Annotated in this window: 12 protein-coding genes and 1 pseudogene; 9 read left to right on the top strand and 4 right to left on the bottom strand. The window is 61.9% G+C overall.

All coding sequences use genetic code 11. The features are described from left to right. Nucleotides 1-94: 94 nt before the first annotated feature. The 4 genes from ACU680_RS02330 to edd form a co-directional block, all read right to left on the bottom strand. Nucleotides 95-1,564: an ATP-binding protein gene (locus tag ACU680_RS02330; protein WP_448178549.1), complete on the bottom strand. Its 1,470-nt coding sequence runs from the start codon at nucleotides 1,562-1,564 to the stop codon at nucleotides 95-97. Beyond that, nucleotides 1,554-2,285 carry a response regulator gene (locus ACU680_RS02325; RefSeq protein ID WP_007917879.1) on the bottom strand — a complete coding sequence of 244 codons (732 nt, stop codon included), beginning with the start codon at nucleotides 2,283-2,285 and terminating at the stop codon, nucleotides 1,554-1,556. The genes ACU680_RS02330 and ACU680_RS02325 overlap by 11 nt, the downstream gene beginning before the upstream one ends. A gap of 177 nt (nucleotides 2,286-2,462) precedes the next feature. Then, a complete protein-coding gene (locus ACU680_RS02320) occupies nucleotides 2,463-3,413 on the bottom strand; it encodes a glucokinase (RefSeq protein ID WP_448178548.1) in 951 nt (316 codons plus the stop codon). After that, nucleotides 3,410-5,236 (bottom strand): phosphogluconate dehydratase, encoded by a 1,827-nt coding sequence (gene edd / locus ACU680_RS02315; RefSeq protein ID WP_007969309.1) that lies wholly within the window; start codon nucleotides 5,234-5,236, stop codon nucleotides 3,410-3,412. The genes ACU680_RS02320 and edd overlap by 4 nt, the downstream gene beginning before the upstream one ends. Before the next feature lie 220 nt (nucleotides 5,237-5,456). On the opposite strand from edd, the gene gap reads away from it, so the two are divergent. The 9 genes and pseudogenes from gap to ACU680_RS02270 all read left to right on the top strand — a co-directional run bounded on the left by gap (nucleotide 5,457) and on the right by ACU680_RS02270 (nucleotide 16,272). Next, nucleotides 5,457-6,458, top strand: coding sequence for a type I glyceraldehyde-3-phosphate dehydrogenase (gene gap / locus ACU680_RS02310; RefSeq protein WP_095137054.1), 1,002 nt, complete (start codon nucleotides 5,457-5,459; stop codon nucleotides 6,456-6,458). A gap of 206 nt (nucleotides 6,459-6,664) precedes the next feature. Next, nucleotides 6,665-7,183 (top strand): RNA polymerase sigma factor, encoded by a 519-nt coding sequence (locus ACU680_RS02305; protein WP_027612557.1) that lies wholly within the window; start codon nucleotides 6,665-6,667, stop codon nucleotides 7,181-7,183. 123 nt (nucleotides 7,184-7,306) lie between these two features. After that, complete coding sequence (locus tag ACU680_RS02300; protein WP_448178547.1) at nucleotides 7,307-8,272, top strand: FecR family protein; 966 nt, start codon at nucleotides 7,307-7,309, stop codon at nucleotides 8,270-8,272. Nucleotides 8,273-8,394: 122 nt separating this feature from the next. Then, nucleotides 8,395-10,980, top strand: a complete 2,586-nt coding sequence (locus ACU680_RS02295) for a TonB-dependent receptor (protein ID WP_448178546.1) — start codon at nucleotides 8,395-8,397, stop codon at nucleotides 10,978-10,980. A 112-nt stretch (nucleotides 10,981-11,092) separates the two neighbouring features. Continuing rightward, nucleotides 11,093-11,689: a biliverdin-producing heme oxygenase gene (locus ACU680_RS02290; RefSeq protein WP_448178545.1), complete on the top strand. Its 597-nt coding sequence runs from the start codon at nucleotides 11,093-11,095 to the stop codon at nucleotides 11,687-11,689. Between the two features lie 153 nt (nucleotides 11,690-11,842). Beyond that, nucleotides 11,843-12,235: a YbaN family protein gene (locus ACU680_RS02285; protein WP_007969302.1), complete on the top strand. Its 393-nt coding sequence runs from the start codon at nucleotides 11,843-11,845 to the stop codon at nucleotides 12,233-12,235. A 285-nt stretch (nucleotides 12,236-12,520) separates the two neighbouring features. Continuing rightward, nucleotides 12,521-13,876, top strand: a pseudogene (locus tag ACU680_RS02280) (methyl-accepting chemotaxis protein); the annotation flags it as partial. A gap of 102 nt (nucleotides 13,877-13,978) precedes the next feature. Next, nucleotides 13,979-14,734 (top strand): methyl-accepting chemotaxis protein, encoded by a 756-nt coding sequence (locus ACU680_RS02275; protein WP_371919311.1) that lies wholly within the window; start codon nucleotides 13,979-13,981, stop codon nucleotides 14,732-14,734. 191 nt (nucleotides 14,735-14,925) lie between these two features. Further along, complete coding sequence (locus ACU680_RS02270) at nucleotides 14,926-16,272, top strand: CoA transferase (protein WP_448178544.1); 1,347 nt, start codon at nucleotides 14,926-14,928, stop codon at nucleotides 16,270-16,272. Nucleotides 16,273-16,331 lie beyond the last annotated feature (59 nt).

Below are 16,331 nucleotides of genomic sequence, written 5' to 3'. Positions count from 1 at the left end.
GGGAGCTTGCTCCCGCTGTGGCGCGAAGCGGCACCCAAAAGACGGCCTGCTGCGCAGTCCAGCGGGAGCAAGCTCCCTCGCCACAGGGAAAGTATCAGTCAACACTACGCGGCAACTGCAGGGTCACCCGCAACCCACCCTCACGCAGATTCTGCAACGTCACTTCACCGCCATGGCTGTGGGCGATGTTGCGTGCAATGCCCAAACCGAGACCATAACCCTGCTGCTGCCCGGCCAAGCGAAAGTGCGGCTCGAACACCTGCTCCAGCCGCTGTTCCGGCACCCCCGGGCCTTCGTCGTCGACGTGCAGCACGAAGGCGCTTTCATCGTCGTCGATGTGCAGATGCGCGTTCTGCCCGTATTTCAGCGCATTGTCGATCAGATTGCCGATGCAGCGCTTGAGCGCCAAAGGCTTGCCCGGATAGGTCGCCAGCGCCCGCCCGTGCTGAGTCACGCGGCCGTTGCCGTTGGGCGCCAGATACGGCTCCACCAGACAGTCGAGCACATGATTGAGATCCACCGGCTCGATGTTCTCGTGGATGTCGGTGTCTTTCACGCACTGCAGCGCGCCTTTGACCAGCAGCTCCAGTTCATCCAGATCGCGGCCGAATTTGGCTTGAAGTTTCTCGTCTTCCAGCAGTTCGACGCGCAAGCGCAGACGGGTGATCGGCGTGCGCAGGTCATGGGAAATCGCGCTGAACAACTGGCTGCGTTCGGTCAGGTAACGGCTGATGCGTTCGCGCATGGTGTTGAACGCACGGCCCACTTCCACCACTTCACTGCCGCCGCCCTCGGCCACCGGCTCGACATCGGCACCCAGCGACAGATCCCGCGCCGCCCGCGCCAGACGCTTGAGCGGCCGGCTCTGCCAGTGCACCAGCAGGCCGATGAACAGCAGCAAAAAGCCGCTGGTGAGGACGATGAACCACACCTGCTGTGCCGGCAGGCCTTGCTCTTCAAGACTGGTGTAGGGTTCGGGCAGCAACGAGGCGATGTACAGCCATTCGCCTGGCGCCATCTGAATCTGCGTCACCAGCACCGGCGGATTCACCGGTTCCAGGGTCAGCGCGTAATGCGCCCAAGAGCGCGGCAGCTCATCGAGCTTCAGCCCGGCATTGAAGATTCGCAGATCCTCGGGGCTGACGAAGGTCACCGAGATATCGGTGTCATGGCCCAGGGACTGACGCAGTACTTCGTCCACCGCCTGAATCACCGCAGCTTTGCGCGGGGTGATCGGCAGAACCTCCATGCCCAGCGGTTTGTCGTTGAGCGTGACCACGAAACGGGTGCCGCCCATGCTGCGCAACTGGTCGAGCACCAGCGGGCGGTACGCCACCGGCAACGAGCGGAAATAGCTGACGCTGGCGGTCATCGAATGGGCAAGGCTGCGGGCGCTGGTGACCAGGCCTTCGAGCTGGGTCGCGCGCAATTGCGAAACCCAGATCACGCTCGACAAGGTCTGTGCGAACAGCACCGCGAGCAACGTCAGCAGCAGCATCCGCCCGAGCAGCGAACGCGGCACCGGTACTTTGCTGGCAAGCCCGCGCAGCGACTCAGTGAGCATTGCCGGCAACCACATTGGCTGCCAGTTGGTAGCCACTACCGCGCACGGTGCGGATCAGTCGCGGCGGTTTTTCCGTGTCGCGCAGGCGCTGACGCAAGCGGCTGACGGCCATGTCGACGATGCGATCGAGCGGCATCAGGTCACGGCCTCGGGTGGCGTTGCCGATGGTGTCGCGGTCGAGAATTTCCTGCGGGTGATCGAGAAACAACTTCAGCAGCGCGAAGTCGGCGCCGGAGAGAATCACTTCTTCGCCGTCGGTGTGGAATAGTCGATGACTGACCATGTCCAGCCGCCACTCGTCGAAGGCCAGCACGTCGCTGCCGCTGCGTTCCTGGCCGAACTGCGCACGGCGCAGCAACGCCTTGATTCGGGCTTGCAGTTCGCGGGGGCTGAACGGTTTGCCGAGGTAGTCGTCAGCGCCGAGCTCCAGCCCGATCACTCGGTCGGCTTCGTCGGAACTGGCGGTGAGCATGATGATCGGCACCTGCGCCTGACGCGGATGCTGACGCACCCAGCGGCACAGGCTGAAACCGTCTTCATCGGGCAGCATCACATCGAGGATCACCAGATCGCTGGGCGCCTCGTTGAGTGCCTGGCGGAAACTGGCGCCATCGGCGGTGGCCCGCACCTGAAACCCGGCACGGGTCAGGTAGGTTTCCAGCAACTCGCGTATTTCCTGGTCGTCATCGACCAACAATATCGACTTGTTGACTGAGCTCACTTCGAAGGCATCCTTGTTGTTGGAATTGGGGCGGATTATGCCTGATGAACCTTGGAAATTTGTTGCCTGTTCTGGCCTCATCGCTGGCAAGCCAGCTCCCACAAGGTCTTGTACACATCCTGAGATTGTCTTCAATCCTGTGGGAGCTGGCTTGCCAGCGATGAAAGCGACTCGGTCTCAAGCCTGTTCGAGTGCCACACCGGCACCCACCAGCCCCGAATACGGCGCCGTCACCAGCCACACCGGAATGCCCTTGAAGTAATCGCTCATGCAGCCCTTGTCGGCGAAGCTGCGGGCGAAGCCGCTTTCGACGAAGAAGTCGGCAAAGCGCGGAATCACCCCGCCAACGATGTACACGCCGCCACGACCACCGGTGGTCAGCACGTTGTTGCCCGCCACGCGGCCGAGCCAGCAGCAGAACTGCTCCAGCACTTCCAGGGCAATCGGGTCACCGGCCAGACCGGCGGCGGTGATTGCTTCCGGTGTATCAAGCCTCGGTTCATGTCCGTCCACTGCGCAGATCGCCCGATAAACTCGCGGTAAACCACCACCGCTCAGCGCAGTTTCCGCACTGACGTGGCCGATCTCGTTGTGAATGTGCTGCCACAGCTGGGTTTCTCGCGGACTGCTCAGCGGCAGATCGACGTGCCCGCCCTCCCCCGGCAACGCGGCAAACCGGCCTTCGCCCAGATCGAGCAAAGTACCGACACCCAGGCCAGTGCCCGGGCCGATCACCACCGCCGGACGCAGAGGCTCGGGCGTGCCTGCGCAGACCACGCGGAATTCGCCGGGCTGCAAACGGGTCATGCCCAGCGCCATCGCCGAGAAATCGTTGATCAGCAGCAGTTGCTCGACCTGCAAGGTCTTGCAGAATGCCGTGCGGCTCAGGCGCCAGTGATTGTTGGTGAACTTGAATTCATCACCACTCACCGGCCCCGCCACCGACAGGCACACCGAACCGATCGAACCCGGCGCCAGACCGAGGCCGCCCAGGTACAGGCTGATCGCCTGTTCCGGGCTGGCGTGGTCGGCTGTCGCGAGCACCTGAACCGATTCCAGTTGCTGGTTTTTCCACAGCGCGAACCGCGCGTTGGTGCCTCCGATATCACCGACCAAAGCCAGTTTCAATTAAGCGTCTCCAGGGCAGAAGTGAAGGCGCTGGCGCCCTGCTCCGCCGAGCTGAAGGCCAAACGCATGAAGCCAAACAGTTCGCGGCCGCTGCCGATGTTGTTGCCCAACAGGCCTTTGGCGGGTTCGCGCGCTGCAAATTCGGCGGCGTCGACCTTGAGTTCCAAAGTACCTTTGACGCCATCGACGCGGATGATATCGCCCTCTTGCACCCGCGCCAAAGCACCACCGACATAAGCTTCGGGACTGACGTGGATCGCCGCCGGGATTTTCCCCGACGCACCGGACATGCGCCCGTCGGTGACCAGCGCGACCTTGAAGCCGCGATCCTGCAGCACACCGAGGAACGGCGTCATCTTGTGCAGCTCGGGCATGCCGTTTGAGCGCGGGCCCTGGAAGCGCATCACCGCGACAAAATCCTTCTCCAGCAAACCGGCCTTGAACGCATCGGCCAGATCCTGCTGATCCTGGAACACCATCGCCGGTGCTTCGACGATCTGGTTTTCCAAGGCCACGGCGGAGACCTTCATCACCCCACGACCGAGGTTGCCTTCCATCACCCGCAAGCCGCCCTCGGCGGAGAACGCGCGCGCCACCGGGCGCAGGATGTTTTCGTCGAGGCTGTCGGTCGGACCTTCGCGCCACACCAGCTCACCGTTATCGAGGAACGGCTCTTGGGTGTAGCGGCTCAGACCATGACCGAGCACGGTGTTGACGTCTTCGTGGAGCAGGCCGGCCTCGAGCAGTTCGCGGATCAGGAACGACATACCGCCGGCAGCCTGGAAGTGGTTGATGTCGGCCTTGCCGTTCGGGTAGACGTGGCTCAGGGTCGGTACGACCTCGGAGAGGTCGGCCATGTCCTGCCAGGTCAATTGAATACCCGCGGCCATGGCGATGGCCGGCATGTGCAGGGTGTGGTTGGTCGAGCCGCCGGTGGCGTGCAGCGCGACGATCGAGTTGACCAGCGCCTTCTCGTCGACGATTTCGCCGATCGGCATGAAGTTGCCATTCTGCTTGGTCAGGCGCGTGACCTGATGCGCGGCTTCGCGGGTCAGGGCATCACGCAGCGGGGTGTTCGGGTTGACGAAAGACGCGCCCGGCAAGTGCAGACCCATGACTTCCATCAGCAACTGGTTGGTGTTGGCGGTGCCGTAAAAGGTGCAGGTGCCCGGGCTGTGGTAGGACTTCATTTCCGATTCCAGCAGCTCTTCGCGGGTCGCCTTGCCTTCGGCATATTTCTGCCGCACGTCGGCTTTTTCCTTGTTGGAAATCCCCGAGACCATCGGCCCGCCCGGGACGAAGATCGTCGGCAGATGGCCGAAGCGCAGCGAGCCCATCATCAGCCCCGGCACGATCTTGTCGCAGATGCCGAGCATCAGCGCGCCGTCGAACATGTTGTGCGACAGCGCCACCGCTGTGGACATGGCGATCACTTCGCGGCTCGGCAGGCTCAGCTCCATGCCCGGCTCGCCCTGGGTCACGCCATCGCACATCGCCGGCGTACCACCGGCGAACTGGCCGACCGAGCCGATTTCGCGCAAGGCGTTCTTGATCTGCTGGGGAAAGACTTCGTACGGCTGGTGCGCCGAGAGCATGTCGTTATACGAAGAAACAATGGCGATGTTCGCCGAGTTCATCATCCGCAAGCTGTGCTTGTCTTCGCTGCCACACCCGGCCACGCCGTGGGCGAAGTTGGCGCATTGCAGCTTGCCGCGCATCGGCCCGTCAGTGGCGGCACCGCGAATCAGTGCAAGGTAAGCCTGACGCGTGGCGCGGCTGCGGGCGATAAGCCGTTCGGTGACCTCAAGAACGCGGGGATGCATGTGTAGAACTCCAGGCTAACGGATGTGGCGACCTGATTGTCTATGCTGATCAAACGCCGTTGTTGTTGGAATGACAGACGGCTTTTTTGACCATTCGGACCAGTTGATTCAGGTCACTCGTTGTAGATAAAACAAAATATTGCCACTAAAAAGGCTTGTTTTCTATTTTTATGCGAATAATCTTGTAATTCCAACAACAAAACGACGGCGGCGCTGTTCAATGACTCTTCGAATCGCAATCAATGGTTTTGGCCGCATCGGCCGAAATGTCCTGCGCGCACTGTATACCCAAGGCTATCGACAGGATTTGCAGATCGTCGCCATCAACGATCTGGGCGACAGCGCCATCAACGCCCATCTGCTCAAATACGACACCGTTCACGGCACATTCGACGCCGAAGTGGCCCATGACAATGAGAGCCTGACGGTCAATGGCGACCGTATTGCGGTCAGCGCGATTCGCAACCCGGCCGAGCTGCCATGGGCGGCGGAAAAGATCGACGTGGTGTTCGAGTGCACCGGTCTGTTCACCGACCGCGCCAAAGCGGCCGCGCATCTTACTGCCGGTGCGCGCAAAGTCATCATCTCGGCCCCGGCCAAAGGCGCCGACGCCACTGTGGTTTACGGCGTGAACCACGACATTCTGCGCCAGTCGCACCAGATCATCTCCAACGCGTCGTGCACCACCAACTGCCTGGCGCCGGTGGCGCAGGTGCTGCACCGCGAGTTGGGGATCGAAAGCGGTCTGATGACCACCATTCACGCCTACACCAACGACCAGAACCTGACCGACGTCTATCACACCGACCCGTACCGTGCGCGTTCAGCCACGCAGAACATGATCCCGAGCAAGACCGGCGCCGCCGAAGCGGTAGGCCTGGTGCTGCCGGAACTGGCGGGCAAACTGACCGGCATGGCCGTGCGGGTGCCGGTGATCAATGTGTCGCTGGTGGACCTGACTGTGCAGTTGAAAAAGGAAGCCACGGCCGACGAGGTCAACGCGCTGATGAAAGCCGCCAGCCAGCATTCGAAAATTTTGGGTTACAACACGTTGCCGCTGGTTTCCAGCGACTTCAACCACAACCCGCTGTCGTCGATCTTCGACGCCAACCACACCAAAGCCAGCGGCAAACTGCTGAAGGTGCTGGCCTGGTACGACAACGAATGGGGTTTCTCCAACCGCATGCTGGATAACTGCCTGGCGCTGTGCAACGCCGAATAAAGCTACGCCGCCCCTGTAGGAGCTGCCGAAGGCTCGGGCCGCGTTCGGACGATCTTTTGATCTTGATTTTGATTTTTTACAAACAAGATCAAAAGATCGCAGCCTTCGGCAGCTCCTACATTTGCCTGCTTCGTTGAAAAACAACACTTGACCAGTCGACTAGATGATAAGCATTATCATTCGCTCGAAATGGATCAGGTTCCCCCGTGAGTCAATCGCGCTTCAATCACGTCTTCCTCTCTCAGCGCACCTCGCTGCTGCGCACGATCGAGCGGATGGTCAACAACCACAGCACCGCCGAAGACCTGTTGCAGGAGACCTACCTGCGCGTCACGCGGGCGCTGAGCGAGCGCGCCATCGATCACCTTGAACCCTTCGTGTTCCAGACCGCGCGCAATCTGGCGCTGGATCACCTGCGTGCGCGCAAGATCCATTCGCGGACCATGGTCGATGACGTGCCACAGGACGTGGTGCACAGCGTCGCCGCACCCGCCAGCAGCGCCGAAGACGCCGCCCACGCCGAACAATTGCTGGAGCGCCTGAACGTGAGCCTCAGTCAACTCAGCCCGCGTCAGCAGCAGATTTTCATCCTCAGCCGCCTGCACGGGCACAGTTATCAGGAAATCGCCGACGAGCTGAATGTGTCCCTCAGCACCGTGCAGAAGGAACTCAAGCTGATCATGTCGATCTGCATCGGTGTCGCCGAGCGCTTGAATGGCGACTGAGGCCATGGGCGTCTGCTGTCATCCACAGGATCGACTGCACTGATCATCGGGCTTTGCTACCCTTGCCCGACTTTTACGCTTCACTAAAAAACAGCCGTGCACAGACACTGCCGAGGACACACCGTGACGGACACCCACCGCTCGCCTTCGCCCGCAACGGCGCAGGACGCTGCAAGTGCAATGGACCAGGCTCTGGACTGGCTCATCGTGCTCGGCAGTGCGGACGACGAGCAGACCCGGCAGTTTCACGCCTGGCTGGCGGCCGATCCGTTGAATGCCGAGGCGTTCGCCAAGGCGCAGGCGATCTGGGATGGGCCGCAAGTGGTGCAATGTGCGCAGAGCCTCGCGGCGAAACCGGCGAAAGTCACCGTCCTCAAGCGGTTGCGTCCGCACTGGAAACCGTTGGCGACTGCTGCGGTGCTGATTCTGGGCCTGTTCAGTTTCAGCAATCTGCCGATGCGCCTGCAGGCCGATCACCTGACCGTGGTCGGCGAGCGCCAGCGTCTGCAACTGGAGGACGGCTCCAGGGTGCTGCTCAACACCAATTCGGCATTCTCCAGCACCATCAACGAGCGCCAGCGCGTGGCGCGGCTGTATCAGGGCGAAGCGTTTTTCGAGGTGGCCAGCAACCGTGGTCAACCGCTGGAAATCGATGCCGGCCCGGTACAGGCCAGCGTGCGCGACACCGCGTTCGCCGTGCGTTATCTGGACGGCGTCGCGCAGGTCAATGTGCAGCGCGGCGATGTCGATCTGCGCGCCACGCACAACGACGCGCGGGTGCGCTTGTCCGCCGGAGAAAGCATTCGCATCGGTCCCAATGGTTTCGATCATCCGGCCAAACTGGATACAGCAACCGATCTTGCCTGGGTCCAGGGCCGGTTGATTTTCGAGAACTGTCCGCTCGACAAGGTGCTGGCCGAACTGCGCCGCTACTACCCGGGCTGGATCATCAACACCAACGAACAGTTGGCCGACGTCAACGTCACCGGCAATTACCGTCTCGACCAGCCGCTGGACGTCGTGCGTTCCCTCGCTCACATCACCTCGGCGCGCCTGCAGGAATTCCCCGCGCTGGTGATTTTGAACTAAATGAGAATTATTTTTACTCGATAGCGAAAGCCCGTTCGTCTCGTTATAGCCAATGCAATTAATTCGCATCTTCTGACGCGAATCAGCACCTATAAAGATTCGTGCGACACGGAGCGCTATCGATGTCCTCTCGCCTTACCCGCCAGACTGCTTCCCCTTCCCGCGTACTGTCGTTGCTGACGGCCGCCATCCTCATGGCCGGCACCGCACCGCTGATGGCTGCCACCGAACAACCGGCGCGCAACATGGGTGATTATTCGTTCTCGATCGGCCAGCAACCGCTGGTGTCGGCGCTCAATGCCTTTACCAGCGTGACCGGCTGGCAGGTCGGCTTGCCGGCAGAACTGGGTCAGGGTGTTTCGTCGCCGGGCGTGCGCGGTTCGCTGCCGCCGGAAAAAGCCCTGGAGCGCCTGTTGGTGGGGACCAACCTGAGCTTCCGCAAGCTGAGCAACAACAACGTGGTGCTGGAAAAGCGCAATAACAGCGGCACGCTCAATCTGGATCAGGTGACCATCAGCGCCACCCGCCAGGAACAATCGGTCAACAGCGTGCCGGCCACCGTCACCGTGCAGACCCGTCAGGATCTGGACCGCAACAACGTCAACACCATCAAGGATCTGGTGCGCTACGAGCCGGGCGTGTCCGTCGGCGGCGCCGGCCAGCGTGGCGGTATCAGCGGCTATAACATCCGCGGCATCGACGGCGACCGCATCCTGACGCAGGTCGACGGCGTCGAAGTGCCGGACGGTTTCTTCAACGGCCCGTACGCCAAGACCCAGCGCAATTACGTCGACCCGGAAATCGTCAAACGCGTGGAAATCCTCCGTGGCCCGGCCTCGGTGCTGTACGGCAGCAACGCCATTGGCGGCGCCGTCAGCTACTACACGCTCGACCCGGACGACATCATCAAGCCCGGCAAAGACGTCGGCGCTCGCCTCAAAACCGGTTACAGCTCCGCCGATGAGAGCTGGCTGAAATCCGCCACCGTTGCCGGTCGTGCCGAGCAGTTCGACGGCTTGCTGCACTTCAGCCAGCGCGACGGTCACGAAACCGATTCCTACGGCAGCAACAACGGCACTGGCCTGGCGCGCACCGCCGCCAACCCGGAAGACGTCAAGGCCACCAACGTTCTGGCGAAGATCGGCTGGAACTACAACGAAGATTCGCGTCTGGGCCTGACCTACGAGAAGTACAAGGACGATCGCGACACCGATCAGAAAAGTGCCTACGGCGGCCCGTACTTCAATGGCGCCCCGACCATCCCCAACAGCGTACTGCCCGGCGGCATGTACCAGTGGCGCACCGGCAACGACACCATCACCCGTGAACGTTTCGGCCTCGAACACAGCTTTGCCCTCGACAGCCTGCTGGCGGATAACGTGAAGTGGAGCCTCAACCATCAGGTCGCCAAGACTGACCAGAGCACCGAGGAGTTCTACTACCCGATGACCCGTAAAGTGCTGCGCACTCGCGACACAATCTACGAGGAAAAACAGTGGGTATTCGATGCGCAACTGGACAAGGCCTTCGCCATCGGTGACACCGATCACGTGCTGACCTACGGCACCACGATCAAGCAGCAGAAGGTCACCGGCTCGCGCAGCGGCGACGGCAAGTGCCTGGCAGTCGGCCGTGGCTGCACCGCCATCGGCGCCACCAGCGCGGCAGACGTGCTGAAAAAATCCAGCGACTTCCCGGACCCGACCATCAACACCTACAGCCTGTTCGCCCAGGATCAGATCAGCTGGAACAAGTGGACCTTCCTGCCGGGCCTGCGCTACGACTACACCCAGCTCAAGCCGCACATCACCCAGGAATTCCTCAACACCGTGGCCGCCGATGGCAACGGCACGGTCAGCGACGAGAACAAGACCTGGCACAAAGTCTCGCCCAAATTCGGCCTGACCTACGCCCTGACCGATAACTATACCTGGTACGGCCAGTACGCCGAAGGTTTCCGCACGCCAACCGCCAAAGCGCTGTACGGGCGCTTCGAAAACAGCACCACCGGCTACAACGTGGCGCCGAACCCGAACCTCGAACCGGAGAAAAGCAAAAGCTATGAAACCGGTCTGCGCGGCAACTTCGAGCAAGGCTCGTTCGATGTGGCGGTGTTCTATAACAAGTACCGCGATTTCATCAACGAAGACGCCGTTACTCCCGGCTATGACGAGCTGACCTTCCAGTCGAGCAACATCAAGCACGCGACCATCAAGGGCGCCGAAGTCAAAGGTCGTCTGAACCTCGATGCGTTCGGCGCGCCGCAAGGCCTCTACACCCAAGGCTCGATCGCTTACGCCTACGGTCGCAACAACGACACCGGCGAGCCGCTCAACAGCGTCAACCCGCTGACCGGCGTGTTCGGCCTGGGTTACGACCAGGACAACTACGGTGGCCTGCTGAGCTGGACCGTGGTGAAGAAGAAGGATCGCGTCGACGACACGCAATTCAAGTCGCCGGACGGCGTCAGCAGCCAGTTCAAATCGCCGGGCTTCGGCATTCTCGACCTGGCCGGTTATTACAAGGTTACCGATGACGTCACCGTCAGCGGCGGCATTTATAACCTGACCGACAAGAAATACTGGCTGTGGGATGACGTACGCGGTTACGACGGTGTGGGCGAGGCTTCGGTCATCAGCCCGGCCAACCTCGACCGCCTGACCCAACCGGGCCGCAACTTCGCGATCAACCTGATCTGGGACATCTGACCCGGGCCGACCTCACTGCGCATGCATGCGCATTGCGCAGTGAGGTTTTTTTACGCTCGCACGTCTTCTTGTTCGTCTCGTTAGCAAGCGCCTCTTTTATCAAGGACCTCCCATGACCACTTCGGAAAAAGCCCTGCGTTCACAACGTCTGAACCAGATCACCCACGAGCCGCACAGCAAACTCGATGCGCTGGTCAAGGCCCACGCGCCGTTCGAAACCCGCGCCAACTTCGCGCGTTTCGTGGTCGCGCAGTACCTGTTCCAGGCGGAGCTGGTTGACCTCTACAACAACGCCGAACTGACTGCCATCGTCCCGGATCTGCCGGCCCGATGCCGCGCGGATGCGGCCAAGGCTGACCTCGCAGATCTCGACACCGACATCCCGGCACCCGTGGCCGGCGCGCTGAAAAACCCGAGCAAGGCCCGTGCCCTCGGCTGGATCTTCGTTTCCGAAGGTTCGAAGCTGGGCGCGGCATTCCTGATCAAACGCGCGGTGGCGCTGGAGCTGAGCGAAACCTTCGGCGCGCGCCACCTGGGTGAGCCTGAAGGCGGCCGTGCTGAAGGCTGGAAAAGCTTCGTGCGCACCCTTGATTCGCTGCAGTTCACTGCCGAAGAGGAAGCTGAAGTCGAGCAAGGCGCGATCGACGCGTTCAACCGCTTCACCGTGCTGCTGGAACAGGCTTACGCCACCGAAGCCGAACCGGCCTGACACCACACAAATCCCCTTGTAGGAGCTGCCGCAGGCTGCGATCTGTTGATCTTGAAAACAACATCAACAGATCGCAGCCTGCGGCAGCTCCTACAGGGGAACTGTGTAAGCTTGTAAGATTCCCGTCCCGCTTCAGAAGCAACCGCCGAGCCCATGCCGCAACCCGCCTCCTCCAAACTCGCCCGCCTGCTGTTCGGCCTGCTGGCCTACGTCAGCCTCGGCATTGGCCTGATCGCCATCGTCGTACCCGGTCTGCCGACCACCGAGTTCATCCTGCTCGCCGCCTGGGCCGCGACCCGCAGCTCGCCGCGCCTGAGTGCCTGGCTGGAAAATCATCGACTGTTCGGGCCGATCCTGAGCAACTGGCGCAACGGCAAGATCATCGCGCGCAAGGCCAAGGTCAGCGCCACCGTCAGCATGCTGCTGTGCGCGACGCTGATGCTGGTGATGCTCGATCACGGCTGGCCGGTGTATCTGGCGATTGCCGGGATGAGTCTGGGCAATCTGTGGATCTGGTCGCGGCCGGAAACCATCGCCTCTTCCTGACTCACAGATCCCCCTGTGGCGAGGGAGCTTGCTCCCGCTCGGCGGCGAAGCCGTCGCAAAACCTCCGCATGCGGTGGGTCAGTGAGAATGCTGGGGAGCGCTGCGCACTCCAGCGGGAGCAAGCTCCCTCGCCACAACAGCCTCATCATCTCTTCGGCGTTCATCAGGCTGAAACTTCCCTGTAATTAATCGCCTTTTCAGCACATTCCCCTGCGCAAACGTTTAGCGCTGACCGTTCGTCGGCAAGTACCTCATGCAGTTTCGCCGCGCGCCGATGAGCAATGCATGGCGCTGAATGGATTTGGCGAACCGGGTAGTTCATCCCGTGGCCACCTGCTCATTCATTCACGAGATCGCCCCATGTTCGACTCTCTCTCCATTCGCCTGAAAATCGTCCTGCTCTCCGGCCTGTGCCTGCTGGGTGTGGTTGCGCTGATCGTCGGCATGAACATTTACCAGACCAACCAGAACGACGAACTGGTCAGCAACTCCAGCAACCAACTGCTCACTGCCAGTGTGCAGAATCTGTTGCAGGCCAAGGCGGCCGAGCAGGCGGTGCGGGTGCAGAAAACCTTTGGCGAAAGCCTGACGGTGATCACCGCGCTAGCCGATCAGATCAAGGACATGCGCGTGCTGGCCGCCAAGCGTTCGCTGGACGCCGGCGCCCTGCGTGAAGAGTTGAACCAGAGCCTGAAAACCGCGTTCGAGCGCAACGACAAGGTGCTCGGCATCTGGCTCGCCTTCGAACCCAACGGCCTCGACGGCAAGGACAGCGAGTTCGTCAACGATGCCGCGCGTCAATCCAACGAAGCCGGGCGCTTTGCGACTTACTGGAGCCGTGCCGCCGGTTCGGCGCTGAACACGATCATGGTCGAAGAAGACATGACCAAGACCACCCTCAGCGTCAGCGGCACGCCGTACAACAGCTGGTACACCTGCCCTCGCGACAACAAGCGCACCTGCCTGCTCGACCCGTATGCCGACACCGTGGGCAACAAGGAAATGTTGATGACCACCATTTCCGTGCCGCTGATTGTCGACGGCAAGGCCATCGGTGTGGTCGGGGTCGACATCGCCCTCGATGCCCTGCAAGCGGCGGCCGTGGAGTCGCAGCGCAACCTGTTCAACAACGCCGGGCACATGCTGATCGTCTCCGGCAGCGGCGTGCTCGCTGCCGACAGTTCCGACGCGACCAGGGTCGGCAAAAAGATCAGCGATACCCTCGGCGACGACGGCAAGGACCTGTTGCAACTGGTCAGCAGCGGCACGCCGAAGATTCTCGAACAGGGCGAGCTGATTCGCGCGGTGTATCCGGTCGATCCGATTGGCAATTCGCGGGCCTGGGGCGTGGTCATCGACCTGCCGAAACAGGTGCTGCTGGCCGACTCGGTCAAGCTGCAAGCGGTGCTCGACGATGCGCAGGAAACCGGTGTGCTCACCGCCTTGGCGGTGGCTGCGGTTGCCGGTTTGATTGGCTTGCTGCTGATCTGGCTGACCGCCTCCGGTGTCACCCGCCCGATCAACAATGTCGCCGAAATGCTGAAGAACATCGCCAGCGGTGAAGGCGATCTGACCCAGCGCCTGAACTACAGCAAGAAGGATGAACTGGGCGAACTGGTGAACTGGTTCAACCGTTTCCTCGACAAGCTGCAACCGACCATCGCCCAGATCAAACAGAGCATCACCGAAGCGCGTGGCACTGCCGATCAGTCTTCGGAAATCGCCCGCCAGACCAGCGAAGGCATGCAGGTGCAGTTCCGCGAAATCGATCAGGTCGCCACCGCGTCCAACGAAATGAGCGCCACCGCCCACGACGTCGCCAACAGCGCGTCGAACGCGGCCAACGCCGCCAAGGGCGCCGACCAGTCGGCCAAGGACGGCATGTCGATCATCGAGCGCAGCACCCGCGACATCAATCAACTGGCCGATGAAGTCAGCAAAGCGGTGACCGAAGTCGAAGCGCTGGCAGTCAACAGCGAGCAGATCGGTTCGGTGCTGGAGGTAATCCGCAGCATCGCCGAACAGACCAACCTGCTGGCGCTCAATGCCGCCATCGAAGCCGCCCGCGCCGGCGAAAGCGGTCGCGGATTTGCCGTAGTGGCGGACGAGGTGCGCAACCTTGCCAAGCGCACTCAGGATTCGGTGGAAGAAATTCGCGTGGTGATCGAACGCATCCAGACCGGCACCCGTGGCGTGGTTGCCACCATGCATTCGAGCCAGACTCAGGCGCACAACAACGCCGGGCAGATCCGTCAGGCCGTGGACGCGCTGGGCAAGATCAGCGACGCGGTCACCGTGATCAGCGACATGAACCTGCAGATCGCCAGCGCCGCCGAACAGCAGAGCGCCGTGGCCGAAGAGGTCAACCGCAATGTCTCGGCGATTCGTACCGTGACTGAAACGCTGACCGAACAGGCCACTGAATCGGCGGCGATCAGCAGTCAGCTCAATGCCCTGGCGAGCCAGCAGATGAAGCTGATGGATCAGTTCCGCGTCTGAAAATCACCACAGTCCCCTTGTGGGAGCTGGCTTGCCAGCGATGACGGTGAATCAATCAGTACATGAGTGACTGACACACCGCCATCGCTGGCAAGCCAGCTCCCACAGGGGGCAGTGTTCGTTGTTCGGGGATTTCATCTGCCTCGAGATTATTTTGCACTATCATCGCCCTCTCTCCCGGAGGGCCTTCGATGACTGATTTACTCACGTCCATTCAAGCCGCACTCGGCTTGCCCAACACGCCGATTCCGTTCACCGCCAGTGGCGCACTGCCCTCGGCGTTCGCCGTCAGCGACCTGGCCTGCGCCAGCATCGCCGCTGCCGGTCAGGCCGTCAGCGAACTGCTCCAGCAACAGACCGGGCGCCTGCCCGCCGTGGAAGTTGATCGGCGTCTGGCCTCGTTCTGGTTTGCCACCTCGTTGCGACCGATCGGCTGGGACATCCCGCCGCTGTGGGATCCGATTGCCGGCGACTACGCAACCGAAGACGGCTGGATCCGCCTGCACACCAACGCCCCGCATCACCGCGCCGCGGCTGAGCGCGTGCTCGGTGCCTGCGTCGATCGCACCACGATGGCGGCGAAAGTCGCGCAATGGCGCAGCACCGATCTGGAACAGGCGGTGGTCGAGGCCAACGGCTGCGCTGCCGAAATGCGCAGCTGGGCGCAATGGCAGCAGCATCCGCAGGGGTTGGCGGTGAATGCCGAGCCGTTGGTGCATTTCAGCGCCGATCAGGACGAAACACTCAAACCATGGCAAGGCTCGGTGGAGCAACCGCTGGCCGGGCTCAAGGTGCTGGACCTGACCCGCGTACTCGCCGGTCCCACCGCCAGCCGTTTTCTCGCGGGTCTGGGCGCCAATGTGCTGCGCATTGATCCGCCGAGCTGGAACGAGCCGGGCGTCATCCCGGACATGACCCTGGGCAAACGCTGTGCGCGACTGGATCTGCAGCAGCCGGCCGATCGTGCAGTGTTCGAAAACCTGTTGAAGGACGCCGACATTCTCGTGCACGGCTACCGCGCCGATGCCCTGGAACATCTCGGTTTTGGCGCCGAACGCCGCCGACAACTGGCGCCGGGTTTGATCGACGTCTGCCTCAACGCCTACGGCTGGAGCGGCCCGTGGCAGAACCGTCGTGGCTTCGACAGCCTGGTGCAGATGAGCAGCGGCATCGCCGAGGCCGGGCAGCGCTGGAAGCATGCCGATAAACCGACGCCGTTGCCGGTGCAGGGGCTGGATCACGGCACCGGGTATTTGATGGCGGCCAGTGCGATACAGCTTCTGACGGAGCGATTGCAGACGGGCCGGGGAGGCTCGGCGCGCTTGTCACTGGCGCGTACCGCCAGGCTGTTGATCGAGCACGGGCCGGGGTCGAACGAGGCGTTGCGGGCTGAAGATGCGCAGGATCAAAAACCGCAGGTGGAGCAGACACCCTGGGGGCCGGCGCATCGATTACTGGCGCCGGTGACAATCAGCGGGACGCCGCTGCACTGGGCGTTGCCGGCCAGCGAATTGGGTTCACATCGCCCGTTCTGGTGAACCATGCAGGCCTCTTCGCTGGCAAGCCAGCTCCCACAGGTTCAGAGGTGTTCACACAC

This window comes from Pseudomonas sp. LF020, from assembly GCF_053456425.1.
This window is presented reverse-complemented; position numbering and strand designations above follow the sequence as displayed.